We start from the raw sequence: 24,397 nt of genomic DNA on the forward strand, positions 1-24,397 counted from the left end.
AGGGAGAAGGAGGAAGTCGCATGTTGGAATTTAAACTTCCTGATGTAGGGGAAGGGATGCATGAAGGGGAAATTATCCAATGGCTCATCAAAGAAGGGGATGCGGTAAAACAAGACCAACCCATTGTTGAAGTGCAAACGGATAAAGTCAATGCGGAATTGACTGCTCCCGCAGCGGGAGTGGTCAGGAAAATATTTTATTCCGAAGGGGATATCGTGGAAGTGGGAACCACTATATTTACAATTCAGGAAGAGAACGATGTGTCAGTTCCGGATAAAGGCATGATTGACGAAGAAATCCAAGTCGTGCGGTCTGATGATGTAAAAGTAAATGCAAAGCATATTACGACTAAACCGCATCATGAGGCAGTGCGTGCGTTGGCAACGCCATTCGTGCGTCAAATGGCGAGGGAAATGAAGCTTGATATCGAGAAGGTTAAAGGCTCCGGTCCGGCTGGGCGAATTACCGAAAGTGACTTGAAGCAGTTTAAAGAAAATAACTCGATTACACGGGGAAATGCCAATCAGCATGATGACAAGATTGTTCAAGAGATGGCCCCGATGAAGGATGCCATCCAGGCAAAAGGAGTGGAAAATGAGTGGGAAGAACGGATCCCGCTTAAGGGCATTCGTAAAAAAATCGCTGAACATATGGTAAAGTCTGTTTCGACCATTCCTCATGTAACCCATGTAGATGAATTGGAAATGGACGGATTGAAGGAATTTAAAAATCAATTAAAGGAGTACTCCGATGATAAGGATATTAAATTGACTTTTTTGCCATTTTTCGTAAAAGCCATTGTCATCGCCTTAAAGGAGTTCAAAACATTAAACGCTTCAATTGATGAAAAGACCAATGAAATCATCCTGAAGAATTATTATCATATTGGGATTGCGACGAATACAAAAGAGGGTCTCATAGTTCCAGTCATAAAACATGCCGATCAAAAGACCATTTTCCAACTGGCTGATGAAATCAGGCAATTGGCAGCCCAAGCCCGTGAAGGGAAGTTGAGCATAGATCAAATCACAGGCAGTACATTTACCATCAGCAATGTAGGACCGATCGGAGGGATGCACGCGACTCCGATCATTAACTATCCGGAAGCGGCCATACTAGCTTTGCATAAAATGGAACATCGCATGGTCGTTCGCGATTTGGAAGGTGTTATCCGTTTAATGATGAATATGTCTCTTTCTTTCGATCATCGTTTGATTGATGGGGTAACAGCGGTGCATTTTACCAATAGAATCAAGGAATTGCTGGAAAATCCAATTCGTTTAGTTGTGGAGATGAGATAAATGGTAGTAGGGGAAGTTGCTGTAGAGACGGATGTTATCATCATTGGAGGAGGTCCGGGAGGATATGCTGCGGCTATCCGTCTCGGACAGTTAGGAAAATCGGTCGTGCTGGTTGAAAAGGATAAGCTGGGCGGGGTTTGCCTTAATCGGGGCTGTATACCTTCAAAGGCATTAATTCACACAGCTGATCAATACCAAAGGCTTAACGATTTAGGGAAAATGGGAATCCGGCTATCCCAGGAAAGAACCACTATGGACTTGGGAGTTTGGCAGGATTGGAAAGCGGGCATCACATCTCAGTTGAGGCAAGGTATTGCCCATTTGTGTAAGGAAAATGGAGTGACGGTGGTCAAGGGTCAAGCAGCCTTTTTATCTGATGACCGTATTGGGGTTGAAACCGATGGCGATTTTGAAACCTACAAGTTTGAACAGGCAATTATTGCAACGGGGTCCAGGCCTTTCATTCCATCCTTTATTAAAGTCGATGGAGAATATATATTGGATTCAACATCATCTTTACAGCTGCAGGAAGTTCCATCAAGTTTGTCGATCATTGGCGGTGGATATATCGGAATCGAATTGGGTATGGCATTTGCAAAGCTAGGTACTAAAGTGACCATCATTGAAATGGCCAATCGCATACTCCCCCAAATTGCTGAAAACCTGGTAAAGGAAGTCACCCGGAATGCCAAGAAGCTTGGGGTGAATATCAAAACATCCACGAGAGTAGAAAAGGCGAGTGTAGTGGATGGCCATGTACACCTTCATGTATCCTCAGAAGAACAGGGGACGGAAGTGGTCGTGAGTGAAAAGAGCTTGGTTACAATTGGCAGGATACCTAACACTGAAGAAATTGGCCTGAATCGGGCTGGAGTTACAGTTGGTGAAAAAGGGCATATAGCAGTGGATATGGAATGCCGTACAAATGTGCCGCACATCTTTGCCATCGGTGACACTACACCTGGTCCGGCTCTTGCCCATCGCGCGACCAAGCAGGGAATCGTGGCAGCTGAAGTGATAGGGGGGTTGCCAAGTGCCGTTGACTCACCTAATGTTCCCTATGTAATCTTCTCAGACCCACAAATAGCTGGGGTTGGTTTAAGCCGTGAAGAAGCTGAACAACAGGGATACAGCGTCAAAATCGGCAAATTTCCGTTCAGTGCCAACGGAAGGGCGCTTGCAACGAATGAAACAGAGGGATTTGCTGAAGTGATCGTGGATGCTAATAGCCACATATTGCTCGGAATGCATATGGTAGGTGCTGATGCTTCCAACCTTATAGGTGAAGGGGTCCTTGCACTGGAGCTGGCGGCTCGGGTAGAAGATATAGCCCTCAGCATGCATCCACATCCAACTTTGACTGAAGGGTGGATGGAAGCGGCTGAGGCAGTTTTGGGACATGCGATTCACATCGTAAATAATTAAGGTAAAAATGTAAAGACATGGGGATTACCAATGTAGTCCCCGATTAGAGTGTGGTCAGAAACCTGTTATTGGCCCCGATAAGGCAAGGCTTTCAGCAAATTCACTCCATTTCGAAGATCAGACCCGGCGTTTGACCAAACAGGCGCGATTTTAGCCTGCAATGATTCCTCTTGTAAAACTAACGGCATATTGATATCATTTTTACTTTGGTGGTATGAGAAGATTTTTCAAGAAGGCTTTGCATCCTTCCACTCCTAAACCGTAACGGTTGATGAGATAACTTATCTATTCGCCATTCAATGATTGAAATGGGTTTGATTTTTTTATACGAAAAAAATATGGAATGAAGGAGGCAAATGTAATGGAATCAAATGGTGGGTCACTGCAAAAGAAATTATTGCCGCGGCATATTAGCATGATGGCAATGGGAGGGGCAATAGGTACTGGGATTTTTAAAGGAAGTGCCGAAACCATATCGTTAGCAGGGCCAGGAGTCATATTCACTTATATTTTTGCAGGATTATTACTGCTTGTAGTCATGGGTGCCATAGCAGAAATGGCAATTGTCTATCCCAATACGAATATGAAAGGTTTCGTTCAAAAAGCATTCGGTAAACGCTTTTCCTTCATCATAGGCTGGATGTATTGTTTCATGTGGCTGTCCGTATGTGTCATTGAGGTAGTGGTGGCAGGAAGCTTCTTGCAGTATTGGCTCCCAGCAATCCCGCTATGGATATTAAGTTTAGGGTGTGCGGCTTTCATCATTGGGATTAACATGATGAATGTCAAAAATTATGGTGAATTCGAATTTTGGTTTGCTGGCATTAAAATTACAATGATCATCTTATTCATTATATTGGGAGCCTGTATTTTATTTGGAGTCATCCCAAGCAGCGGATCTAATTATCTACAAAACTTCACAGGGCATGGAGGGTTTTTCCCAAATGGGTGGATGTCCATCTTTTCGGCATTACTGATCGTAATGTTCTCGTATGGCGGTTCCGAGTTAATAGGAGTAACGGTAACGGAAGCAAAGGATGCGGAACGGATTTTACCGAAGGTCATTAAAAACTATATTTGGAGAGTCGTATTATTTTTCACCTTACCGATACTTGTAATCTGCGGTTTGATTCCTTGGAACGAAATTGGCGACCAGGCAAGTCCGTTTGTACAAGTTTTGTCAATGTCCGGTTTTCAGGGATCTGCACATATCATGAATTTTATTTTGATTACGGCCGTCTTATCTGCTGCTAACTCTGGAATATATGGGTGTACTCGAATGCTTCATTCTTTAGCTGCAGAAGGGGAAGCTCCCAAGTCGTTCTCTTATGTATCAAAAAATGGCGTTCCCTTATATAGTTTGATACTAAGTGCATTTGTATTGGTCGTCGGCTCCATGATTACTTTCGTTGCACAGGACAAGGCATTTACTTTATTAATGGCGTTTCCGGGTTTTGTAGTATCACTTGTATGGATCAGCATCTGTTTAGCGCAGCTAAAACTTCGCAATTCATATCCCAAAGCTCCGAGTTTTAAAGTATGGGGCTTTCCATATGTAACCTTGTTTGCCGTAATAACCTTAAGCATCATTTGTGTCTCGTTCGTGTTCAGTGAACAGAATCGGATCAGTATCATTGCTTGCCTGATTGTGTTGGCTGCCTTAATCTCGATTTCGATTTTTAAATTTAAAAGTGTGGATGAACAGGAAACAACTATAGTAGAAAAGGATATTGCTAAATAAATCCACGGAAAAGATACGGCATGGGCAAAGGCGTCCATGTCGTATCTTTCATTAATAATCATCGATATACTGGAACTTCATTTCGATCGTTCATGTACCTGACGTTTTATTGATTATATGTTGTAAGGAGGTTATGAACCTCTCATTTTCAAGTGGTGTGCCGATGGTCACGCGGATAGTATTTTCATAGCCTAGCAAATGACCGGAACGGATGATGACACCTTGAATTAATAACTTCTCAAAAATATCCCTGCCAGGCTGGTTCAGTTTGACCATTAAGAAGTTGGCATGTGAAGGGAAGAATGTTAAACCCATCTTGCTTAGTTCGTTTTCTAAATATCCTCTTCCTTCTCCATTCTTACGAACACAGTTCTCAACAAATGGATGGTCGTCGAGGGAAGCGAATGCCGCAGCTTGTGCTAAACGATTGGTATTGAAGGGTTCCTTCACTTTAACTAGCTCTTGTATGATGGAAGCATCCATTAAACCGTATCCAATCCTTAATGCAGCAAGTCCATAAATCTTAGAAAAAGTGCGTAAGATAACCAGATTTGAATGCATATCAAGAAGTGATAAGGTTTCTAAATATTCTGCATTATTGACATATTCATAGTATGCTTCATCAACGATCAGTAAAATATGTTTCGGCACCTTCTCGATAAAAGAGCGTAACTTTTCTTTTTGAACGATCGTTCCTGTCGGATTATTGGGATTACAGACAAATATCATTCTTGTTTTTTCTGTTATGGCATCATACATCCCCTGCAGGTCATGTACACCATTAATAAGAGGTATCTTTACAGGGGTGCCACCGTCAATCAATACATTCGTTTCATACCGTGGAAATGTCACATCAGCCATGATGACTTCATCATTTTGTTGGATATAGGTTCTTGTTAACAAACGTATCACTTCATCAGATCCATTGCCTAAAATGATTTGATCTTTATTGATATTCAATTTCTTTGCCAGCTTTTCAGCTAATGCAGGTGCCATACCTTCAGGATAAAAGGAGGTTTGCTCCATTTCGGTAAGCATGGCTTCCTTTGCTAGAGTTGAGCATCCGAATGGATTCTCATTGGATGCCAATTTAACGATCGTTTCAAGACCAAGTTCACGTTGCACTTCTTCAATTGGCTTGCCGGAAACATATGGGCTAATGCTTTCAATGTTTTGTCGAACCGGGATTTTCGTAAAGGTCAATGCAGGTTCCTCCCTTGATAAATTCTGAATTTTCTTTTTCTATTTGATTATTTTAATGATAGAATATTAACTGTTAAAATTACATACAAAAAAGAATGTATTTTTCGCTATCCATACAACATTTTAAAGAAATATAAGCTTATATTCCTTCATTATGAAAGGCGGTTGCTTCATGGATGAAATAGATGTCAGTTTACTGGAACTTTTACAAATGGATGGACGCATTACGATTAGTGAACTATCGAAAAAATTGGCTCTCAGTCGACCAAGCATCTCTGAACGTATGTATCGCCTGCAAGAAAAAGGGATCATTGAAGGGTTCAGTGCGAGGGTTTCACCTCTGGCAATAGGACGGGGTGTACTTGTGTTCATTCAGGTTAGTGAACTTAAGGTTCCTGTTTCCGATTTTGAGCAATTGGTGAAAAATGATTTAGATATTATCGAGTGCCATCGTGTAACAGGAACAGTTGGATATTTTTTAAAAGCCGCTCTGGCTGATATGGACAGCATGAGAATACTAATAGATCGATTAATACCCTATGGACATCTGAATACATCCGTGGTTTTGACTTCCCCGGTACCTTCCCGCTCCATTCTTCCAAGGATCAATGAAATGGAGGATCATGGTGCGAAATCCTAGGTGGTGATCAACTGATGCTCGTAAATGGGTTCGGGGTCCGTTCAAAATAATGAAGGTTAGAATTTAGGTTTTTACAGAAAGGAACGAGGCGGGGTGCCTGTTCCTTTTTTGGTGTTATTATAAATCCATCAAAGCCCCGAAATATTGCTGGGCCGTTGTAAAACAAATGAATGCCAATAGTTCAGAAATCTCTTCATCACTGAATGCCTCCTTCAATACTTGGAAAAACTTTTCCTCCGTTTTTTCACGTTGCAAGAGGAATACTTCCGCAAATGCGATTGCATAGCTTTCTTTCATATCTTCCGGCTTTAGTGGTATCCCTTTTGCCTGACAGTATGAGCAGCCATTACCGTATGCCAGCACCCTTCTGACATTTTCCTTTAACTTCTTTGAAAGTTTTCCATCTGCAGATATGCAATCTGACAGGTCCGACCATTTATGCGAAATATCTTCAGAATGAAATAATCTTTGAAATGGACTGGATCCCTGCGATGATTTTTTTACTCTTGTCATGAACATCTCCCCTTTGAGATAATCCTAATATAAAAATCGAGGAATTTTAATTCCGTTTGTAAAGTATTTCGGTTCAATAATGAATAAATGTAATGAAAAGAAGGGGAATAATTGTAAAGTGAAAATAGATGAAAAAGACCAGAGCATCCTTGCTGAATTAACGATGAATAGCCGAATTTCCATGAGGGAATTGGCAAAAAAAGTAAACCTTTCCGCCCCAACCGTTGCCGAACGGGTACGGCAAATGGAGTCGTTCGGGATCATTAAAGGGTTTGTTGCCGAGATTGATCATAAAAAGATCGGTTTCCCTATTGAGTGTATCGTGGAAGCAACGATAAAAAATGGGGAATATGAGAAATTCAAAAAGTATATCTCCAAGGTGCCGAATGTTGACTTTTGTTACCGAATTGCCGGGCAGGCTTGCTTTATGCTGAAAATCCACTGTGAGAGCCTTGAAGAAGTGGAGGAATTCATCAATCGGACGATTCCTTTTGCGGCAACTGTTACCCATGTCATCCTTTCACAGGTAGAGCGGGAACAGGAATGAGTATTTATGTTTATCGCTTTCGGATAATAGTGTTTGGGGTTTCATCGACCATCTTCTCTATTGCCTTTTGTCAGACCTCTTTCATACTAGTGAAATCATTGCTTATGGCACTGCTGTTGATGTTGAATGAAAGAAAGTTTAGTTTTGGCAATAAAACGGAATTTCACAACGTTTCTAAATTACCGTGATGGAAATGTCGTTTAGCGTTAGAGTCGGTCGAAGCTCCCTTCGAAATGGAAAGTGATATAGAAAAACTTTTATGACATGATTTGTGCAGCGCCTGGATATTTCCAGGTGTTTTTTTAGCGATCAATGCTTTCTGGATGCATGTAAGAACTTGAATAAGCTAATGGAATAAGGGGTACATGTAATAATGGATTCGAATCTGAAAAGGTGGGGTGAGGTATCATGGAGGGAACTGACGATTTTAAACCTGAACTAGCCAGAGAAGCAGTTAATGTGATTGAAAATGTAGCTGGAACACATCTAGGTTATCGGCGTGCGCATGCAAGGGGATATGTTTATGAGGGTGTTTTTACCCCAAATGGAAAAGCGTCCCCATTAACGGTGGCTTCGCATCTTCAGGATGAAGCCGTACCGGTGATCATTCGGTTTTCAAATAGCTCGCCGATTCCAAGCCATCCTGATGCCATTTCCCCTGTAAAGGGAATGGCCGTCAAGTTTCAATTGCCGAATGGAGAGGTGTCAGATCTTATTACTGTGACCATTCCGCTATTCTTTGCGAAAACACCAGAAGCGTTTGTTGATATTGCTGGCTTTGTCAAATCTGCAAAAGATGGATTCCCCAATCTAAAAGAACTTGCAAAAATCCTGTGGAAATACCCTGAAAGCAAGGCGAGCCTGCAAATGCTTAAAGAAATGCGTTCTCCAGCCAGTTTCTCAACGTGTCAATATTACTCCATTCATGCATTCTATTTCATTAACGCGGAAGGAAGGCGGCAGGCCATTAAGTATGAGTGGGTACCTGATGCCGGCCTTAGTATGCTAGAAAAAAAGGAGGTAGCCAAGCATTCACCAGAGTATCTGGATGAAGAAATGGAAGAGAGGCTCAAGCAAGGTCCGGTGGGCTTTAAATTGAACATACAAATAGGAGGGGAAAATGACCCGACTGACGATCCGACCACAGCTTGGTCGGAAGATAAACAGGTAATCACGATTGGGCATTTAAAGGTCTCCAAAAAATCGGAAGTGTTTAAAGATCATTTATTGTTTGATCCAACCAATATACCTGAAGGAATCGAGTGCTCGGAAGACCGAATCTTGCATTTTCGCCATAGTGCGTATGCTGTTTCATATGAACGTCGGATAAATAACCAATGAATGAAAACAAAAAAGGGAAACTCCTTATTAAAGGGGTTTCCCTTCAGACTGTAGGCAAACTTGCTTTTGGAAATCCGTTCCCTTTCCGCTGACTGTCCACCAAGCCTCCTCGCTGCAAGCATCTAGCGGGGTCTTGACTAGCCAGTTATTCGGCAGGAGTGATCGCAAATTTCCTCATTCCAGTGAGGGTTACAATAAAAAAACTTTAAGGATAATCTAGTCTTGTTTAAATTCATGGTTCGGGATGAGACCAATCCGAACCCCTTTATTCGTAAAGTTTACATTTTTCCGGATCTAAAAATGGTGTAGAGCATAAGTAAGAACATCAGGGTTGCAACGACAAATCCAATCTCGATAACCGGTATTTTCCATAGGATCAAGGTTTCCCCGCCTAATGCAGAGCCGATAATGAGACCGACCATGATTATGCTGAATGCAAGCAGGATAATACTGAAAGACAGCCGGTTCGAGATTTGGTCAAGCTTATGTAAAAAAACTTGAAGTTCGGGAATATTGATATCGAGCCGCAATTTCCCTTTTTTAATGATACCTGTCACTTCCCTGATATCCTTGGGCAGTTCGGCAATGGCTTCAGCAGACTCGATGAATTGATTCCAGGCGTTCTTCGCAATGTTTTTTGGATTGTAGCGTTCCTTAAAAAGCCTTTCCCCAAAAGGCTCAGCTGCCTTCATAATGCTGAAATTCGGATCTAACCCTTCGACAATGGCCTCCATGGTGAGCAGTGCCTTGCCGAGCATCGTGAATTCGGGAGGGATTTGGACCTGGTGCCGATTGGCAACCGTGAACAGGTCATTGACTGCTCCGCCTAAGCTGAGTTGACTCAATGGGATATCATAGTATTTATTTCGCAGTTCATCGATATCCCCCCTTAATGGTGCCATATCGATTTCGTCAGTCAGAAGGCCCATATCTGAAAGCGTCTTGATCAATCCATTGGTGCTTCCGCGTTTCAGATTGATGACAAGCGAGGCGAACTGATACTTCGTTTCTTCCTCCAGACGTCCCACCATTCCGAAATCCATGAGTGCGACGACATTCCCAGGCAAAATGATGATATTGCCTGGGTGGGGATCGCCGTGGTAAAAGCCATCGATCAATATTTGCTGTAACATGGAGTTCGCTAATCTTTCCGCGATTTGCCGGCGATTATACCCTTCATCATCAAGCTGTTTATAATGATTGATCTTAATTCCTTGAATGAAATCCATAGTCAGGACCCTTTTTGTGGAATACTCCCAATGGATCTTTGGTACCTTAAACCCTTGATCATCGATGAATTGCTTGGCTATTCTTTCCCCGTTCCGACCCTCGGAGTTATAATCGAGTTCTGCGCGGAGTGATTTAGCGAATTCATCAATCATTTTTCTGATTTGGTAGCGTCTTGCCCAAGATATCCGTGCTTCCATAAGTCTTGCCAAATCGTCGAGAATTTCCAAATCCGTTTCCACAGTCGGCAGAATATCGGGCCGCTGCACTTTGATTGCTACAACTTCCTGAGAAGGAAGCCGTGCCGTATGGACCTGCCCAATCGAAGCGGTTGCTAGTGGTTTTTCATGGAATTCAAGAAAAATGTTTTCCAAAGAATCACCCAATTCGGCTTCGACAATTTTGCGAACCCTATCAAATGGAAAGGGGGTGACCTGGTCCTGTAGCTTTTCAAGTTCGCGGACGATTTCGTCCGGAACGAAATCACGCCTCGTACTGGCAATCTGACCAAGTTTAATGAATGTAGGTCCCAAGCTTTGTAATATCGTGTGCAGCCGCTCTCCGATTGAGCGGAGGTTCAGGTTTTCATCGGGTTGGAGTTTCGATGCCGCTTTGTTCTCGGATAATCCCAGGCGATAGATGAAGTAACCAAAACCATTTTTCAAGAAGGCATTAATGATTTCTTGGTAACGATGTGCGTGTTTCAGTCGCTTGCGAAACATTCAAGTACCTCCTGATCACGATTGTATGTTTTGGTTCTGTTTCTCCAAAATTACGATACGTCGCTCCAATTCCTGAACTTCTTCTTTAGTTGCCAAGTTTAGGCCGTTGAGCGCTTGATTGACTTTGGCCTTGACGGAATCATCCAGCTGCTTTTGGGCTTGTTCCCCTTTTTCGACCCATTGCTTAATAAGGACTTTGGAGTCTTCTTTGCTGATATCGCCTTTTTTCACAAGAGAGTCCACTGCTTTTTCAATTTGCTCTTTTGTTGCAGCGGCAGCACCTAATCCTAAAGAAAACACATTTTTTAATAAGTCCATTTTTACATTCCTCCAATATAAATTTTCACACTGTAAGAAAGATAATAGCGGATGCCTTTCACCCTGGTTCAATCTTGTTGTTACTATCTATCATACATCAATTTATGGTAGCTACAAAAATATAAGGGTCCTGCTGATTATTGATGATAAGGAAAAGGATTTGTTGATCAGTCAAGGAAATGTTTGAAGTGAAGCGAATTGGATATTATGATAGGGAAAAGTAAGCTCTGAAAGTGGGGATGGAATATGGGTTTCACTAATAAAACGGTGATTGTAACAGGCGCTTCGAATGGTATAGGGAGAGGCGTGGCAAAAGGATATGCAGAAAACGGCGCTTCAGTCGTTCTCGCAGATTTGGACGAGCGGGAAGGTCTTCTGTATGTGGAAGAGCTAAAAAGTAATGGTCATGAAGCCATGTTCGTTAAAACGGATGTTCGTAAAGAATCTGACATTCAACATTTGATGGATGTAACTCTAAAAACATATAAGACCATTGATATATTAATTAATAATGCAGGAAAGGCATTATTCAAATCGCTTTATGATCTGACGATTGAGGAATGGGATGATATGATGAATACGAATTTGCGCAGTGTTTTCCTTTGTTCCAGGGCCGCTGCTGCATCGATGCGGAAAAATGAAACGGGAGGTGCAATCATCAATTTAGCATCAACTAGAGCGATAATGTCTGAGCCGGATTCAGAATCCTATGCAGCGACAAAGGGAGGGATCAGAGCACTGACACATGCACTTGCTGCTTCTTTAGGCAACGAGAAAATTACGGTCAATTCGATTTCTCCGGGGTGGATTGAAACGGGTGATTATGAATCGCTGAGGGATAAAGATCATCAACAGCATTTTTCCAATCGGGTTGGCAAACCGGAAGATATTGCAAGGGCCTGTCTTTATTTGACGGCAACGGAAAATGATTTCGTTACGGGTGCGGATCTTATCGTCGATGGAGGCATGACAAGAAAAATGATATACGAGGAGTAACTTCATTTTTTTCGATAAAGATATTGCAGTTCAGTTCCGAGCTCACGGTTGAGCAGCTGTTCCATTTCTTCAAGCTCTTTTATGCCGATAGGTGCATCGGCGGCTGTCCAGTGAATGGTATAAACAAAATAGTAATCTCTTATTTTTCGGAAAATAACAGGCGAATTCGGGAATTGATCAAAAATTGCCCTGATATTATAGCGTCTCATGTAGGACCACTTAACAAGCTGCATGTAGCTACCCATCCTTTTCAAAAGAGATCAATGACTGCCATGATGGCAGCCATTGGTCCGTTTCTTATTTATCGTTGAATAAATTGAATAAGCCTCTAGCTACGCTGCCTTCTTCGGATGATCCTCCATTTTGCGGCGCTGCAGCAAATACACGGCTGGCAAGCCGGCTGAATGGCAAAGATTGCACCCAAACGGTTCCGGGTCCCTTTAATGTTGCAAAGAATAAACCTTCGCCTCCGAATAAAGCGGTTTTCACGCCTTTTACAGTTTCAATATTATAATCTACCCCGCTAGTCATTGCCACTAAACATCCTGTATCAACGCGTAAGACTTCTCCTGCTGCCAATTCTTTTTTATGGATCGTGCCGCCGGCATGAACGAAGGTCATTCCATCTCCTTCAAGTTTTTGCATGATGAAGCCTTCGCCGCCAAAGAAGCCTGCCCCTATTTTTCTCTGAAACTCTATTCCGACCGAAACGCCTTTTGCTGCAGCCAGGAAGGCATCTTTTTGACAAATGATTTTCCCGCCGAGCTCGCTTAAATCCATCGGAATGATTTTACCTGGATAAGGCGAGGCGAATGAAACGTGTTTTTTATCTCGCCCTTCATTCGTAAAAGCCGTCATGAAAAGACTCTCACCTGTAAGAAGCCGTTTCCCGGCACCGAATAGCTTACCCATCATTCCGCTGTCACCATTTGAAGACCCATCACCAAAGATGGTTTCCATCTTGATTTGATCTTCCATCATCATTAAACTTCCAGCTTCGGCAATCACCGTTTCCTGAGGGTCCAATTCCACTTCAACAAACTGCATGTCATCTCCATATAACTTAAAATCTATTTCATGATTATTCAATTTCCATTCCTCCTATCGAACTTATTTTCATTGTAAAAGATAAACTCTTAACCTGCCAATATTTTTCAATTTTTCAGCCGTAATTTATATATTTTTTGTTTTCAGGGGTATATCTTGTAAAATGAAGAAAGAAAAAACAGCATGACACTTAAGCGGAAATGAACCTTTTCTTAAGTGTAGGAGGAGACAACCATGGAAACTTACATATTATCATTGGACCAGGGAACGACAAGTTCCCGGGCGATTTTATTTAATAAAAGCGGGGAAGTTTTACATATTGCCCAAAAGGAATTCACCCAATATTTCCCGAATCCTGGATGGGTGGAGCACAATGCCAATGAAATTTGGGGTTCCATTTTATCGGTAATAGCTTCCTGTCTATCGGAAATGAATGTAAAACCGGAACAGATTGCTGGAATTGGCATCACGAATCAACGGGAGACGACCGTGGTATGGGAAAAGGAAACAGGTCAGCCGATCCATCATGCCATCGTTTGGCAATCCCGGCAGACAAGCGAAATCTGCGCGCAATTGAAGGATGAGGGTCTCGATGAATTGTTTTTGCAGAAAACCGGTTTGTTGATTGATGCTTATTTTTCCGGCACAAAGGTGAAATGGATTCTCGACAATGTAGATGGGGCACGGGAAAAGGCTGAAAACGGAGACTTATTGTTTGGTACGATCGATACGTGGCTGATATGGAAACTTTCGGGTGGTAAAGCACATGTAACCGATTATTCGAATGCTTCAAGGACGCTGATGTATAACATTCATGACCTGAAGTGGGACGAAGAGCTGCTGGAAATCCTGCAAGTGCCTCAATCGATGCTCCCGGATGTTCGCTCTTCATCAGAGATATACGGGAAAACAGCGCCACACCATTTCTTTGGACACGAAATCCCGATTGCCGGAGCTGCTGGAGATCAACAGGCAGCTTTGTTCGGCCAAGAATGCTTTGAAAAAGGAATGGCCAAGAATACGTATGGCACCGGATGCTTTATGCTGATGAATACAGGAGAAAAGGCAGTAAAATCAGAGCATGGCCTGTTGACCACGATTGCATGGGGGCTGAATGGAAAAGTCGAATATGCTTTGGAAGGCAGTATTTTTGTCGCAGGTTCGGCCATACAATGGTTAAGGGATGGGCTGAAACTCTTGCATGATCCGAAAGACAGTGAAAAGTATGCTTTGCGGGTCACTTCAGCCGATGGAGTCTATGTAGTCCCCGCATTCGTTGGATTAGGTACCCCTTATTGGGATAGTGATGTCAGGGGAGCTGTATTCGGACTGACAAGGGGGACCTCGAAGGAGCATTTCGTCCGGGCAACATTGGAAGCGTTGGCCTACCAGACAAAAGATGTCCTTAGCGCCATGGAAGTCGATTCAGGGATTAACCTAAAGGCATTGAGGGTCGATGGCGGGGTTGTCAAAAACAACTTCTTGATGGAATTTCAAAGCGGCCTTCTGAATGTACCAGTCGAAAGACCGGTTATTAGTGAAACGACAGCGTTAGGCGCAGCGTATTTGGCTGGACTCGCTGTCGGATATTGGGAAAGTCAGGAAGAGATTTCAAAACTATGGGCAGTCGATAAGAAATTCGAACCTGAGATGGAAGAACAGGAACGGAAGGATTTATATACTGGCTGGAAAAAGGCAGTTCAGGCGGCAAGGGTTTTTAAATAGAATAAGTAAGGGTATTAATAGGGGAGAGATGAATAACAGACGTCCAAACTAAAAAAAGGGGTGGTAATATGTTAGTCAAGGATTTCATGATAAGGGAAGTCTACGTAGCCCGTCCTGATTTTACATTAAAGGAAATTCTTCGAATCTTAATCGAAAATAAAGTGGGCGGGGTCCCCGTTGTGGATGAACATGATAAGCTATTGGGAATGGTGACGGACGGGGATATCCTTCGTTACTTGAAACCTGCAGAGGAAGCCATCATGGGGTATTTCACATACATTACGGTTCTTCCCGGTGAGGAATTGGATGAAAAGGTTACATCCAAAATGCATGATAAAGTCTCACAAATCATTAAAAATAAAAGGATAACAAAGCTTTCCCCCGATGATCCGTTAGATGAATTGATAAAGGTCCTTTCCAAGCATCATTTCAAGAAAATCCCCGTCGTGGACAAAAATGATAAAGTCGTTGGCATCATCAGCAGGGGAGATGCACTTAGGGCTCTATATAAGGAATTCGTTCAAAAGCTGGAATAAATGGAGCATCAAAAAAGGTCTGCTCGTAATCGAGCAGGCCTTTTTTGTAATTATCATTGAGTGCTTTCTGCTGCCTTATCTGCATCAGATTCACCTTTTGCTCTTTTTTCCTTCAATTTAAAGTAGGCGTCCATTACGTCCCGCCCGATACGTTTGTTAATATCATCAGAGGGCTTGCCTTGATACACCCATGGCACGACGACAGAGAATGCCACTTCCGGATTATTGTGAGGTGCATAACCTACAAGTGTCAGATTGATAGTCGGCACTGGCGCGCTATATTGATTCCTCCGCGGTCCGTCGTAAAAGGCCTCTGCAGTACCCGTTTTCGCTGCCGCATGGTAGGACTTACCCCCGAAATATTTATATGCCGTCCCGCCTGGCTCCTGGGCAACCTGCCTGAATCCTTCCTGGACACGCTGAATCCAAACGTCTTTCCCGCCCAAATCATTTAACACTTTGGGACTCATTGTTTTAAAGACGCTGCCCAATTCATTATGTTCGTTTGATGGATTCCTGATTTCCTTGACCATATGTGGCTCAAGCCTTTTTCCGCCATTTGCAATCGTCGAAACGTACTGTGCCAATTGCATTGGAGTATATGTATCATACTGGCCAATCGATAAATCCAGCAGCAATCCATCTGTAGACATGTCGACGCCTTTAAACCCTACGGATTCATTAGGCAGGTCGATGCCTGTGCGGACACCCAAGCCGAATTGGGCATAATGATTCCGCATGATGGCATAAGCTTCCCGGTTGATTCCTAACGGCCGGTGAGGGATATAATGACCGCCGGCAATTTTGATTGCCGTCATGAACATATAGACATTCGACGATTTCTTTAACGCGGAGACATCGGTTACATAACCCAAATCACTATAAGATCCTTTCTCAGGAGCCCCTGCTAAAAGGAGTTTCCTGTCAAAAAAAGCTGACCCTGGTGCGATGGCCCCAGTCTGAAAGCCCGTGTAGACCGTTGCCCCTTTAACAGATGACCCCATCGTATAGGAGGTCGTAATGTTTCCAAGGGCGAAATCTTTCATTTCGGTCAATCCGGTTTCACTGTTGCGGCCGTATTGCCTGCCAGCCATCGTAAGCACCTCGCCTGTATTCGGGTCCATTAAAACGACGAAGGCACGATCCAATAAGTAGGTATTTCCCCTAGCCTTAGTTCTGTACAATTCTCTCTCAATGATTTTTTCAACCTGTTGCTGCAGCTCCATATCAATTGTAAGGATCAAGTCTTTTCCGCTTTGCCCTTCAGTGAGGGTATTCGTATTGATGACCTCCCCTTTGCTCAGCACATTTTCAATCCGCGTCTTTTGACCGCGCAGGACATCTTCATATTGTTTTTCGATATAACTTTTTCCGACCCGGTCATTCCTGGTATAGTCACGTGCCAGATAATAGTCAATATTTTCACTGGGAATGCCTTCTTCGGAAGAAGAGACCTTGCCAAGAACCGAGCGGAGGGTCTCATCATACTTATAGGTCCTTTCCCAATCCGTCGTTACGTCCACGCCTGGCATTTCATCCAAATGTTCACTAACCCTGGCGAATTCCTTAGTGGTGACATCTTTATTCTTCACGATCGACGGTGCGAGGGCATAGCCACTATTGAATTCCCGGAAGATGGCGATCACTTCCAATTCATCCTTGGAGAATTCCTTGATATTTTCATCGGTTACCCGTTCCATTTGAAGTTTGTATAAATCTTTTTGCTCTAGTTTTTTTTCGATTACTTTCTTCTTCTCAGCCTTGGTAATCAAGGCATCGGCTTCTTTCGGATGTTTTAAAATCCAAAAGTCCTTTTTATCTGGCAGGGTTACCTTTTTAGTTTCTTTTTCTATCAAGGTAGCAAGGACCTCTGCCGTCTTCACCATATCTGCCGTTTTTGTATTCGGGTATTTCGTATAAGTGATGGCATTACGTGGCTCATTATCAACGACCGGATTCAAGTTGCGGTCATACATCTTACCACGGGGAACGGGGGTATTGGCCACATCGTTTTCCGTTCGGTCGACTTCGCGGAGGTAATCATCCCCATACACGATCTGTACGATGCCAAGCCGGATTATTAAGCTTGAAAATAAAATGAATATTAAAAAGAACAAAAAGTTCAGTCGGAAAGGAATTGGGGTTTTTTTCTTTTTTTCTTTGGCCATCATTAACATTCCTTTCTAGTAAAAGTAAAAAATAAGAAAATTCCTATCTCCAATGATATATAAAATTAACTTATTTTTCTATGCTTTATCCGTAAATTTATCTATATTTCCAAAAGATTGTTTTGAAGTTATATAATTCCTAGTAATCTTATAATTTAGAAAATTGATATAAATATAATGGTCAATAAGTCCGAAGGGGTTTTAAGAGATAAAGAGAGGGCGAAGCGGCACAGCGACAATCATGAGGAGGGATGGGTCGCTCATGTGAAAAAGGGAAGCATAAACCATAAGTACTTGAAAAGATGGTCTTGTAAAAAAAGAACATTTAATGACTTTAGAATCCAGTCAAAACGACTTAAGTACCATGATTTTATTTAAGCATTAATTTGCTTCATATTTCCTAACGGGAGTTTGAGTGGCGACACTGATAATTTCTTTGAAATATCCGCATAGCTCAAGCCATTTTTCAGGGTAGATATAGATGAACCGTTCGATCGTTTCTGGAGAGTGAAGCACAAGGCAATCGATTTGATCCGTTTTTCTATTTTGTAAATTGAATAGAAGCTCATGCGGAATGGTGTAATAAAGATGGATTTGATACGGATTCAGTATGATTGGGGAAATATTCTTCTCTTCCATATACTTGTCCGTCACAATCTTTTGGATTGCAAAGCTCTCATTCGTATGTAAATCCCCGATTTTGTAATTTGGATTCAATAGTACAATGCCTCTCATTTGATTCACCCATTCTTTTTGCTAACCATTCTTGCCAAATGGAGGATGGGATATTCAAAGTAAGAGGCTTGATGCTAGAAAATGGCTTTCATTCCGTTAAGAGTTTTGAGCTGATTGACATTTTCGAGCACCTTGTTGGTCAGGTCCGCCTTTTTAATGATCGGTGTGCTACGTAAATCTTCTATAAAGCTTTCATTCGTGAACCAATCAATGGAATGGGGAGGAAAGAATAGTTGATCTGCCCATGCATCATGAAGAGTGGGGCTGTACACTTTATCATCTTTTGACGTGGATGCATCAGATGTATATATGCTTCCCCAGTAATCCTTTCTGGACCCCGTGTGTGGAACCTCTTTTGTAAATTGGCTAACACCGCGAAAAACAACTGGATGCTGAAAAAGAAGCTCATATAATGATTTTCCCGTTTCAATACGCTGTTTCGGGTCGGCAAAGCGTTCAACGGTCAGGCCTGTCAAGGAATGAAGACCGTTTTGCTTGTTTGCATAAGGAAAGATCACTTTCATGAAGCCTAAGTATTCCTGAAGCAGAAAATCAAGCCTTCGGAGGATTTCACCATGACGGGTGCGTTTTAATATCCTTTCCTGAAGCATTCTTTGTTCATTAATGATAAGGGCCGTTGTCAAAAGGGGTGAATGGGGCTCTTCGATGAAAGATTCCCAAATCGGGGCCATGAATCTTGAAATGCGGAAAACTGGTAAATACCTTCTTAGCGGAAGTTCTTTTTGTTTAGAATGTTCATATAAAAGAAGCTGGGGGAATGCATCTGCAAATATGGCTGAATTGGCGCGCTCAAGGAACAGGAAAAATTTCTGCCGTTCCGCTTTGTCAAGGAGATGGGTCATGGATGAACTTTTCAAGTCAGTCATATGGTATCCTCCATTCCTCGAAACCATATGTGCTAAAAAGGCCCAATGGACCTCTGGATTACGATTGTAAAAGGCAAGATATGCTTGTGTTCTTGTGATATTGTTCCGGTTCAAGGCAACCGTCTCGGTTCGAATGCTTTTTATCAGAGCGGTTTCCTCAGGAAAGAAAGCCTTTGACCCTTCAAAAGGCTGAAAAAGCTCTTTTTGTAAATGGGATCTTAGCGTGTCATATTTTTCAGTATCGATGATGGGTTTTGTTTTGACAGGGTGTTTGCCCATCAGCTTTTGCAAATATTGGGAGAACATACAATCACCACAAATGTTTTTCGATCATTATATGCAGAGCCGTCAAGAAAGGGGCGTTGCATTTGCAACGCCCTGTATTTCTTTTGTCATCAGTTATTTTTCTTCTTCTTTTCCAGGTACAATAAAATATAATAAACTATCCAGAAAAGAAACACAGGAATGAAGGATAACATTCTATATTTTTCCGGTACGGCAAATAAGATGAAAATGGATGAAAATAAAAAGGGAACCGCCAGGAGTATATATTTTCTCCATTGCATATGCTGAACCTCCTTAGGTTACGTCATTCTTATAAGAATAAAGGATTATCCATCAATAATCTAGAAAAGTCACAATTGACAAAAATAGGCACACGTAGTAATCTTTAAACATAAGTTAAAAATTACCATTAATTAATAGAAAAGGAGGCGAACGTCATGACTAAATCAGTTAAGCACATGGATGTCACAACCGAATATCATACGTCCGCCTGCCCTGAAACCTTGTCGTTCTAGACAAAGGATTCGACGTGTTCATTGATCATTTTAAAGCGCAGGTTGTGGAATTTTCGCGGCCTGCGCTTTTATATGTGTTATTACGCATCTAAAAAAGCTTCCGCTAATTGGCGGGGGCTTTTTGGCATTTGGGATATAGGTGCATTAGCAACTTTTCCATATAAAAGATAGGAGGAATTTTAAATGAGACAAAAGACATTGGAAATCTTATTGCAACCCGGAGATCCAGAAAGCGGTTAGCGAGTGAGGGTTTGACCAAAAGGGAGGGGAATTCATGTTTGCGATTTTTAAAAAGCTGTCCTGGTTCTTTAAAGAACAGTGGCAGCGCTATACTTTGGCGATTTTATTTCTATGTCTAGTGAATATCTTGGAGGTTATCCCGCCAAAACTTGTCGGGAATGCCATCGATGAAATGAACAATGGCAGCATGACGCAGGAAGGGGTCATGAAATACGTTATTTATTTGCTCATGGTACTGAGCGGCAGTTACCTATTTGGTTACTTATGGAGTTATCTGTTATTTGGCGGCGGAAACTTGGTCGAACGAAAACTAAGGTCTGGATTTATGGGCCATTTGCTGAAAATGACGCCGACTTTTTATGAAAAAAACCGTACAGGGGATTTAATGGCAAGGGCAACCAATGATTTAAAGGCAATATCCCTCACTGCTGGTTTCGGAATATTGACCCTCGTCGACTCGGTGCTGTTCACCATTACGGTTGTAGTCATGATGGGAGCCACGATCAGCTGGCAGTTGACGATTGCGGCGGTGCTGCCACTTCCGATCATGGCAGTGATGATGCAAATTTACGTGAAGAAAATTTACAAACGTTTTACGGATGCACAAGCAGCTTTTGGTACTTTAAATGACAAGGTCCTGGAATCCATTTCAGGTGTCCGTGTTATCCGGGCCTATGTCCAGGAACGGGAAGATGAAAAGCGATTTGATGAAATGACAGAGGATGTATATCGCAAAAATCTAGCCGTGGCAAGAATCGATGCCCTCTTTGATCCGACAATCAGCATTATCATCGGCATCAGTTATTTAATCGGGTTGGGTTACGGGGCTTATCTTGTGTTTCAACAGGCCATAACGCTTGGCGGACTTGTTTCGTTCAATGTGTACCTAGGCATGTTAATTTGGCCGATGATCGCGGTGGGGGAACTGATCAATGTCATGCAAAGGGGAAATGCTTCACTAGATCGTGTTCAGGATACCCTTTCATATGAAGCGGATGTGAAAAATTCATTGGGTCTGGAAAGTATTCCAAAACCGGGAAATATCCAATTCAATTCAGTGTATTTTACATACCCTTCCTCAACGGTTGTGAATCTATCCAATATTTCCGTTCAGCTTGAGCGCGGTCAAACATTGGGGATAGTGGGGAAAACAGGAAGCGGAAAAACGACATTCGTAAAGCAATTGCTGCGGGAATATCCTTTAGGAACAGGTGAAATCGCTTTTGCAGGCATGCCTCTGGAGCAACTGAACCTTGAAGATATTCGTAAATGGATCGGCTACGTTCCACAGGACCATTTTTTATTCTCGAAGTCTGTTAGGGAAAATATCTTATTCGGTAAAATGGATGCAACGGAAGATGAACTGGCTGAAGCTATCCGGCTTGCGGATTTTGAGAAGGACTTAATGATGCTGCCAAATCGTCTTGAGACACTCGTCGGTGAAAAGGGTGTAGCTCTATCTGGAGGGCAAAAGCAGAGGATCTCGATTGCCAGGGCACTGATCAAAAATCCGGAAATCCTTATATTGGATGATTCCTTATCCGCTGTAGATGCAAAAACTGAAACGACGATCATCGAAAATATCCAAAATGAACGGGCGGGGAAAACGACCATCATCACAACCCATCGCTTATCAGCCGTTCAGCACGCGGACAGAATTATCGTGTTGGACAGCGGAGAGATCATCGAAGAGGGGACTCATGCGGACTTACTGCAGAATGCTGGCTGGTATAGGGAACAATATGAACGACAGCAGGTTGACGAAGGGACGGAGGTGAAGGCATGAAGGTCGTAAAGAAACTTTTTAATTATGCTGCCCTTTATAAAAAACTGATCATTGGCGCTCTGATCATGCTGGCACTTTCGGTAGCGGCCGATTTAACAGGTCCTTTCGTTGCCAAGAAAATCATCGATTCACATATACTTGGCATCGAATCTACCTGGTATGAAGCGGGTAAAGGAAAGGATGCTGTTAAGTATGATGGAAATTGGTATAAACGGGCTGATTACTTTGCAAAAGGTGAGAAGAAAGGCAGGGAAGTCCATGTTCTGCAGGTTGGCAATCAATTTGTCTTCGTAAATGAAGCTGTCCCTATCGATGGGCGCAGAACCTTGGAGAGCCAATCGTTGATCATCAAGAAAGACGGGAAAGAGCAACGTGCGCAAGCAGTGAAATTGACGAGTCAGGAAGTGATGCGGTTTTACCAACCGGAAATCCCGCGGATCATTAAGCTTGTGACTTTTTATTTTAGTCTTGTCATCCTTTCCTCCATTTTTCAATATGGGCAGAGCTTTTATTTACAGAAAGCGGCTAACCGAATCATACAGAAGATGCGAAATGATATTTTCACACATATTTCCCGTCTGCCGATACGTTATTTCGATAATATGCCAGCGGGGAAAATCGTTGCCAGGGTCACTAATGATACGGAAGCGATCCGGGAATTATATGTAACCGTGCTAGCCAACTTCTTCTCGAGTACAATTAATATCTTAGGCGTTCTAATTGCTTTGTATATTCTGGATCCACGAGTCGGTACCATTGGCCTTTTACTTATTCCGATCATCGTTATCTGGACGATGGTATATCGTAAATTCGCCTCGAAATATAATCACATCATTCGGGAAAGGGTCAGCGATATTAATGGGATGATCAATGAATCCATTTCTGGAATGAGCATCATTCAGGCATTTGGACGTGAAAAGGAGACGAAGCAATCTTTTGAAAATCTGAACCGGGAGCATTATTCCTATCAAAATAAAATGCTCCATTTGAATTCGTTGACGGGTGGAAACTTGATTGGTGTCATTAAGGTTTTGGCGCTAATGGCATTCGTCTGGTATTTCGGTGGGATTTCCCTTACAGCGAGTTCGGCCATTTCCTTAGGGATGATGTATGCAATTGTTGATTTGATCAGCCGCCTTCTACATCCGCTTCATGGAATCGTCAATCAGTTCGCTAATCTTGAACAGGCACTTGTTGCAGGGGAGCGGGCGTTCAGTTTATTGGATGAGCAGGGATTGGCAGTCAGTGATGAAAACATATCTAGATACAAAGGGAACGTGCAATTCGAAAATGTTTCTTTTGGTTATAAGGATAATGAATATGTGTTAAGGGACATTTCCTTCTCTGCTAAACAAGGGGAAACGGTCGCTTTAGTTGGCCATACTGGGTCAGGAAAAAGTTCCATAATGAATTTATTGTTCCGTTTTTATGACAGTAGTGAAGGGCAAATTAAAATCGACGGAAGGAATATATTGGATATTCCTCATCAGACGCTTAGGGAACATATGGGAATCGTCCTTCAGGATCCCTATTTATTTACTGGCACCATCGCATCCAATATCAGTCTGAATCATAAAGGCATCACAAGGGAAATGGTTGAAAAATCATTAAGAGATGTTGGGGGGGACAAAGTGCTTAAGCATCTTCCTTTAGGGCTGGACGAACCCGTGATCGAAAAAGGAGGAACGCTGTCTTCTGGACAGCGGCAGCTAATCTCTTTTGCCCGTGCTCTTGCATTCAATCCTGCAATATTGATTTTGGATGAAGCGACAGCAAGCATCGACACCGAAACCGAGGCAATTATCCAGGAGGGAATGGAAGTGCTGAAAAAAGGGAGAACGACCTTCATCATTGCACATAGACTTTCCACGATAAAAAATGCCGACCAAATTCTTGTACTGGATAAAGGCCGGATTGCTGAGCAAGGTACACATGAAGAATTAATGGAATTAAAAGGGAAGTACTATCAAATGTATGAACTGCAGGCAGGTCCGCATAAGGACATGGCTGGCTGACCACGATTGTATAAGGTTGGATAATCAAGATAAAAATATAATGAGGGTGCCGTTATTGGTACCTTCAAGCATAATTGTTGATAATAGTAATCATTACGTTTAACATAAACCTATACTGACGAGGTGATAATAGTGAAACAAGAAATTCATCCCGATTATCAACAAGTAGTATTCATGGATACCAACAGTGGTTATAAATTTTTGACAGGCTCCACGAAAACGTCCAATGAAACGGTCGTGTGGGAAGACGGCAACACGTATCCATTATTAAAAGTGGAAATCAGTTCAGATACGCATCCTTTTTATACTGGAAAGCAGAAGTTTGCTGAAAAAGGTGGACGGGTGGATCGCTTCCTGGATAAATATAAAATGAAGAAATGAGAGTAAGGCCAATGGGAAATCATAGCCTTTTTATTATGAAAAAGAATAAAAATGATGCAAACAAAAAAGGGTGCCCATAATATATGGCGCACCCTTCCTTTAA

Annotated in this window: 22 protein-coding genes; 12 read left to right on the forward strand and 10 right to left on the reverse strand. The window is 42.4% G+C overall.

From position 1 onward, the window contains the following. Window positions 1–20: 20 nt before the first annotated feature. The 3 genes from NYE63_RS05995 (at window position 21) to NYE63_RS06005 (ending at window position 4,467) form a co-directional block, all read left to right on the forward strand. Window positions 21–1,301, forward strand: a complete 1,281-nt coding sequence (locus NYE63_RS05995; protein WP_342604471.1) for a dihydrolipoamide acetyltransferase family protein — start codon at window positions 21–23, stop codon at window positions 1,299–1,301. Next, on the forward strand, window positions 1,302–2,726 hold the full coding sequence (lpdA, locus tag NYE63_RS06000; protein ID WP_342604472.1) for a dihydrolipoyl dehydrogenase: 1,425 nt from the start codon (window positions 1,302–1,304) through the stop codon (window positions 2,724–2,726). 361 nt (window positions 2,727–3,087) lie between these two features. After that, entirely contained in the window at window positions 3,088–4,467 is a 1,380-nt protein-coding gene (locus NYE63_RS06005) for an amino acid permease (RefSeq protein WP_342604473.1), read from the forward strand. Window positions 4,468–4,557: 90 nt separating this feature from the next. On the opposite strand, the gene hisC is transcribed toward NYE63_RS06005, so the two are convergent. Next, window positions 4,558–5,670, reverse strand: coding sequence for a histidinol-phosphate transaminase (gene hisC / locus NYE63_RS06010; protein ID WP_342604474.1), 1,113 nt, complete (start codon window positions 5,668–5,670; stop codon window positions 4,558–4,560). A gap of 172 nt (window positions 5,671–5,842) precedes the next feature. Here hisC and NYE63_RS06015 point away from each other — a divergent pair, with 172 nt between their 5' ends. Beyond that, on the forward strand, window positions 5,843–6,310 hold the full coding sequence (locus tag NYE63_RS06015) for an Lrp/AsnC family transcriptional regulator (RefSeq protein WP_063232317.1): 468 nt from the start codon (window positions 5,843–5,845) through the stop codon (window positions 6,308–6,310). Window positions 6,311–6,427: 117 nt separating this feature from the next. Here NYE63_RS06015 and NYE63_RS06020 read toward each other — a convergent pair whose 3' ends face one another. Beyond that, window positions 6,428–6,823, reverse strand: coding sequence for a carboxymuconolactone decarboxylase family protein (locus NYE63_RS06020; RefSeq protein WP_207439707.1), 396 nt, complete (start codon window positions 6,821–6,823; stop codon window positions 6,428–6,430). A gap of 118 nt (window positions 6,824–6,941) precedes the next feature. Here NYE63_RS06020 and NYE63_RS06025 point away from each other — a divergent pair, with 118 nt between their 5' ends. Beyond that, window positions 6,942–7,370, forward strand: a complete 429-nt coding sequence (locus NYE63_RS06025; protein ID WP_342604475.1) for an Lrp/AsnC family transcriptional regulator — start codon at window positions 6,942–6,944, stop codon at window positions 7,368–7,370. A 408-nt stretch (window positions 7,371–7,778) separates the two neighbouring features. Beyond that, on the forward strand, window positions 7,779–8,711 hold the full coding sequence (locus NYE63_RS06030) for a catalase family peroxidase (protein WP_342604476.1): 933 nt from the start codon (window positions 7,779–7,781) through the stop codon (window positions 8,709–8,711). Between the two features lie 278 nt (window positions 8,712–8,989). Here the strand turns inward: NYE63_RS06030 and NYE63_RS06035 are convergent, their stop codons facing one another. Both NYE63_RS06035 and NYE63_RS06040 read right to left on the reverse strand, forming a co-directional pair. Next, the gene (locus NYE63_RS06035; RefSeq protein ID WP_342604477.1) at window positions 8,990–10,660 is read right to left on the reverse strand and encodes an AarF/ABC1/UbiB kinase family protein; all 1,671 of its coding nucleotides are present in this window, start codon (window positions 10,658–10,660) and stop codon (window positions 8,990–8,992) included. 15 nt (window positions 10,661–10,675) lie between these two features. After that, entirely contained in the window at window positions 10,676–10,978 is a 303-nt protein-coding gene (locus NYE63_RS06040) for a hypothetical protein (RefSeq protein ID WP_289317606.1), read from the reverse strand. Window positions 10,979–11,224: 246 nt separating this feature from the next. Between NYE63_RS06040 and NYE63_RS06045 the strand changes: the two genes are divergently transcribed. Further along, window positions 11,225–11,974, forward strand: coding sequence for a glucose 1-dehydrogenase (locus NYE63_RS06045; RefSeq protein WP_342604478.1), 750 nt, complete (start codon window positions 11,225–11,227; stop codon window positions 11,972–11,974). A gap of 2 nt (window positions 11,975–11,976) precedes the next feature. Here NYE63_RS06045 and NYE63_RS06050 read toward each other — a convergent pair whose 3' ends face one another. Continuing rightward, complete coding sequence (locus NYE63_RS06050; RefSeq protein WP_305162802.1) at window positions 11,977–12,183, reverse strand: hypothetical protein; 207 nt, start codon at window positions 12,181–12,183, stop codon at window positions 11,977–11,979. An 88-nt stretch (window positions 12,184–12,271) separates the two neighbouring features. Next, window positions 12,272–13,063, reverse strand: a complete 792-nt coding sequence (locus NYE63_RS06055; protein WP_144477736.1) for a TIGR00266 family protein — start codon at window positions 13,061–13,063, stop codon at window positions 12,272–12,274. A gap of 192 nt (window positions 13,064–13,255) precedes the next feature. Between NYE63_RS06055 and glpK the strand changes: the two genes are divergently transcribed. Both glpK and NYE63_RS06065 read left to right on the forward strand, forming a co-directional pair. Beyond that, entirely contained in the window at window positions 13,256–14,746 is a 1,491-nt protein-coding gene (gene glpK / locus NYE63_RS06060) for a glycerol kinase GlpK (RefSeq protein WP_342604479.1), read from the forward strand. Between the two features lie 68 nt (window positions 14,747–14,814). After that, on the forward strand, window positions 14,815–15,282 hold the full coding sequence (locus NYE63_RS06065; RefSeq protein WP_342604480.1) for a CBS domain-containing protein: 468 nt from the start codon (window positions 14,815–14,817) through the stop codon (window positions 15,280–15,282). Between the two features lie 53 nt (window positions 15,283–15,335). On the opposite strand, the gene NYE63_RS06070 is transcribed toward NYE63_RS06065, so the two are convergent. From NYE63_RS06070 to NYE63_RS06085, 4 genes are all read right to left on the reverse strand, one after another. Next, window positions 15,336–17,450 carry a penicillin-binding protein 2 gene (locus tag NYE63_RS06070; protein WP_342604481.1) on the reverse strand — a complete coding sequence of 705 codons (2,115 nt, stop codon included), beginning with the start codon at window positions 17,448–17,450 and terminating at the stop codon, window positions 15,336–15,338. 381 nt (window positions 17,451–17,831) lie between these two features. Next, a complete protein-coding gene (locus tag NYE63_RS06075; protein ID WP_342604482.1) occupies window positions 17,832–18,185 on the reverse strand; it encodes a hypothetical protein in 354 nt (117 codons plus the stop codon). Between the two features lie 74 nt (window positions 18,186–18,259). Further along, window positions 18,260–19,378: a DUF2515 family protein gene (locus NYE63_RS06080; RefSeq protein ID WP_342604483.1), complete on the reverse strand. Its 1,119-nt coding sequence runs from the start codon at window positions 19,376–19,378 to the stop codon at window positions 18,260–18,262. Window positions 19,379–19,467: 89 nt separating this feature from the next. After that, entirely contained in the window at window positions 19,468–19,638 is a 171-nt protein-coding gene (locus tag NYE63_RS06085; RefSeq protein WP_155726444.1) for a hypothetical protein, read from the reverse strand. A 508-nt stretch (window positions 19,639–20,146) separates the two neighbouring features. Between NYE63_RS06085 and NYE63_RS06090 the strand changes: the two genes are divergently transcribed. The 3 genes from NYE63_RS06090 to NYE63_RS06100 all read left to right on the forward strand — a co-directional run bounded on the left by NYE63_RS06090 (window position 20,147) and on the right by NYE63_RS06100 (window position 24,294). After that, complete coding sequence (locus tag NYE63_RS06090) at window positions 20,147–21,898, forward strand: ABC transporter transmembrane domain-containing protein (RefSeq protein WP_342604484.1); 1,752 nt, start codon at window positions 20,147–20,149, stop codon at window positions 21,896–21,898. Then, complete coding sequence (locus NYE63_RS06095; RefSeq protein ID WP_063232303.1) at window positions 21,895–23,913, forward strand: ABC transporter ATP-binding protein; 2,019 nt, start codon at window positions 21,895–21,897, stop codon at window positions 23,911–23,913. Before NYE63_RS06090 ends, NYE63_RS06095 begins: the two co-directional genes overlap by 4 nt. A 132-nt stretch (window positions 23,914–24,045) precedes the next feature. Further along, window positions 24,046–24,294, forward strand: a complete 249-nt coding sequence (locus tag NYE63_RS06100; RefSeq protein WP_063232302.1) for a type B 50S ribosomal protein L31 — start codon at window positions 24,046–24,048, stop codon at window positions 24,292–24,294. Window positions 24,295–24,397: the final 103 nt, after the last annotated feature.

The organism is Peribacillus sp. FSL E2-0159 (assembly GCF_038643155.1).
Taxonomy (GTDB): domain Bacteria; phylum Bacillota; class Bacilli; order Bacillales; family DSM-1321; genus Peribacillus; species Peribacillus simplex.

Bases quoted from the DNA above. Each gene is read 5' to 3' on its own strand.
- NYE63_RS06075 (WP_342604482.1), bottom strand. From the start codon at position 18,185: ATGAGAGGCATTGTACTATTGAATCCAAATTACAAAATCGGGGATTTA.
- NYE63_RS06065 (WP_342604480.1), top strand. From the start codon at position 14,815: ATGTTAGTCAAGGATTTCATGATAAGGGAAGTCTACGTAGCCCGTCCT.
- NYE63_RS06070 (WP_342604481.1), bottom strand. From the start codon at position 17,450: ATGGCCAAAGAAAAAAAGAAAAAAACCCCAATTCCTTTCCGACTGAAC.
- lpdA (WP_342604472.1), top strand. From the start codon at position 1,302: ATGGTAGTAGGGGAAGTTGCTGTAGAGACGGATGTTATCATCATTGGA.
- NYE63_RS06095 (WP_063232303.1), top strand. From the start codon at position 21,895: ATGAAGGTCGTAAAGAAACTTTTTAATTATGCTGCCCTTTATAAAAAA.
- NYE63_RS06020 (WP_207439707.1), bottom strand. From the start codon at position 6,823: ATGACAAGAGTAAAAAAATCATCGCAGGGATCCAGTCCATTTCAAAGA.
- NYE63_RS05995 (WP_342604471.1), top strand. From the start codon at position 21: ATGTTGGAATTTAAACTTCCTGATGTAGGGGAAGGGATGCATGAAGGG.
- NYE63_RS06085 (WP_155726444.1), bottom strand. From the start codon at position 19,638: ATGCAATGGAGAAAATATATACTCCTGGCGGTTCCCTTTTTATTTTCA.
- NYE63_RS06045 (WP_342604478.1), top strand. From the start codon at position 11,225: ATGGGTTTCACTAATAAAACGGTGATTGTAACAGGCGCTTCGAATGGT.
- NYE63_RS06030 (WP_342604476.1), top strand. From the start codon at position 7,779: ATGGAGGGAACTGACGATTTTAAACCTGAACTAGCCAGAGAAGCAGTT.
- glpK (WP_342604479.1), top strand. From the start codon at position 13,256: ATGGAAACTTACATATTATCATTGGACCAGGGAACGACAAGTTCCCGG.
- NYE63_RS06090 (WP_342604484.1), top strand. From the start codon at position 20,147: ATGTTTGCGATTTTTAAAAAGCTGTCCTGGTTCTTTAAAGAACAGTGG.
- NYE63_RS06080 (WP_342604483.1), bottom strand. From the start codon at position 19,378: ATGTTCTCCCAATATTTGCAAAAGCTGATGGGCAAACACCCTGTCAAA.
- NYE63_RS06035 (WP_342604477.1), bottom strand. From the start codon at position 10,660: ATGTTTCGCAAGCGACTGAAACACGCACATCGTTACCAAGAAATCATT.
- NYE63_RS06005 (WP_342604473.1), top strand. From the start codon at position 3,088: ATGGAATCAAATGGTGGGTCACTGCAAAAGAAATTATTGCCGCGGCAT.
- NYE63_RS06015 (WP_063232317.1), top strand. From the start codon at position 5,843: ATGGATGAAATAGATGTCAGTTTACTGGAACTTTTACAAATGGATGGA.
- NYE63_RS06050 (WP_305162802.1), bottom strand. From the start codon at position 12,183: ATGAGACGCTATAATATCAGGGCAATTTTTGATCAATTCCCGAATTCG.
- NYE63_RS06040 (WP_289317606.1), bottom strand. From the start codon at position 10,978: ATGGACTTATTAAAAAATGTGTTTTCTTTAGGATTAGGTGCTGCCGCT.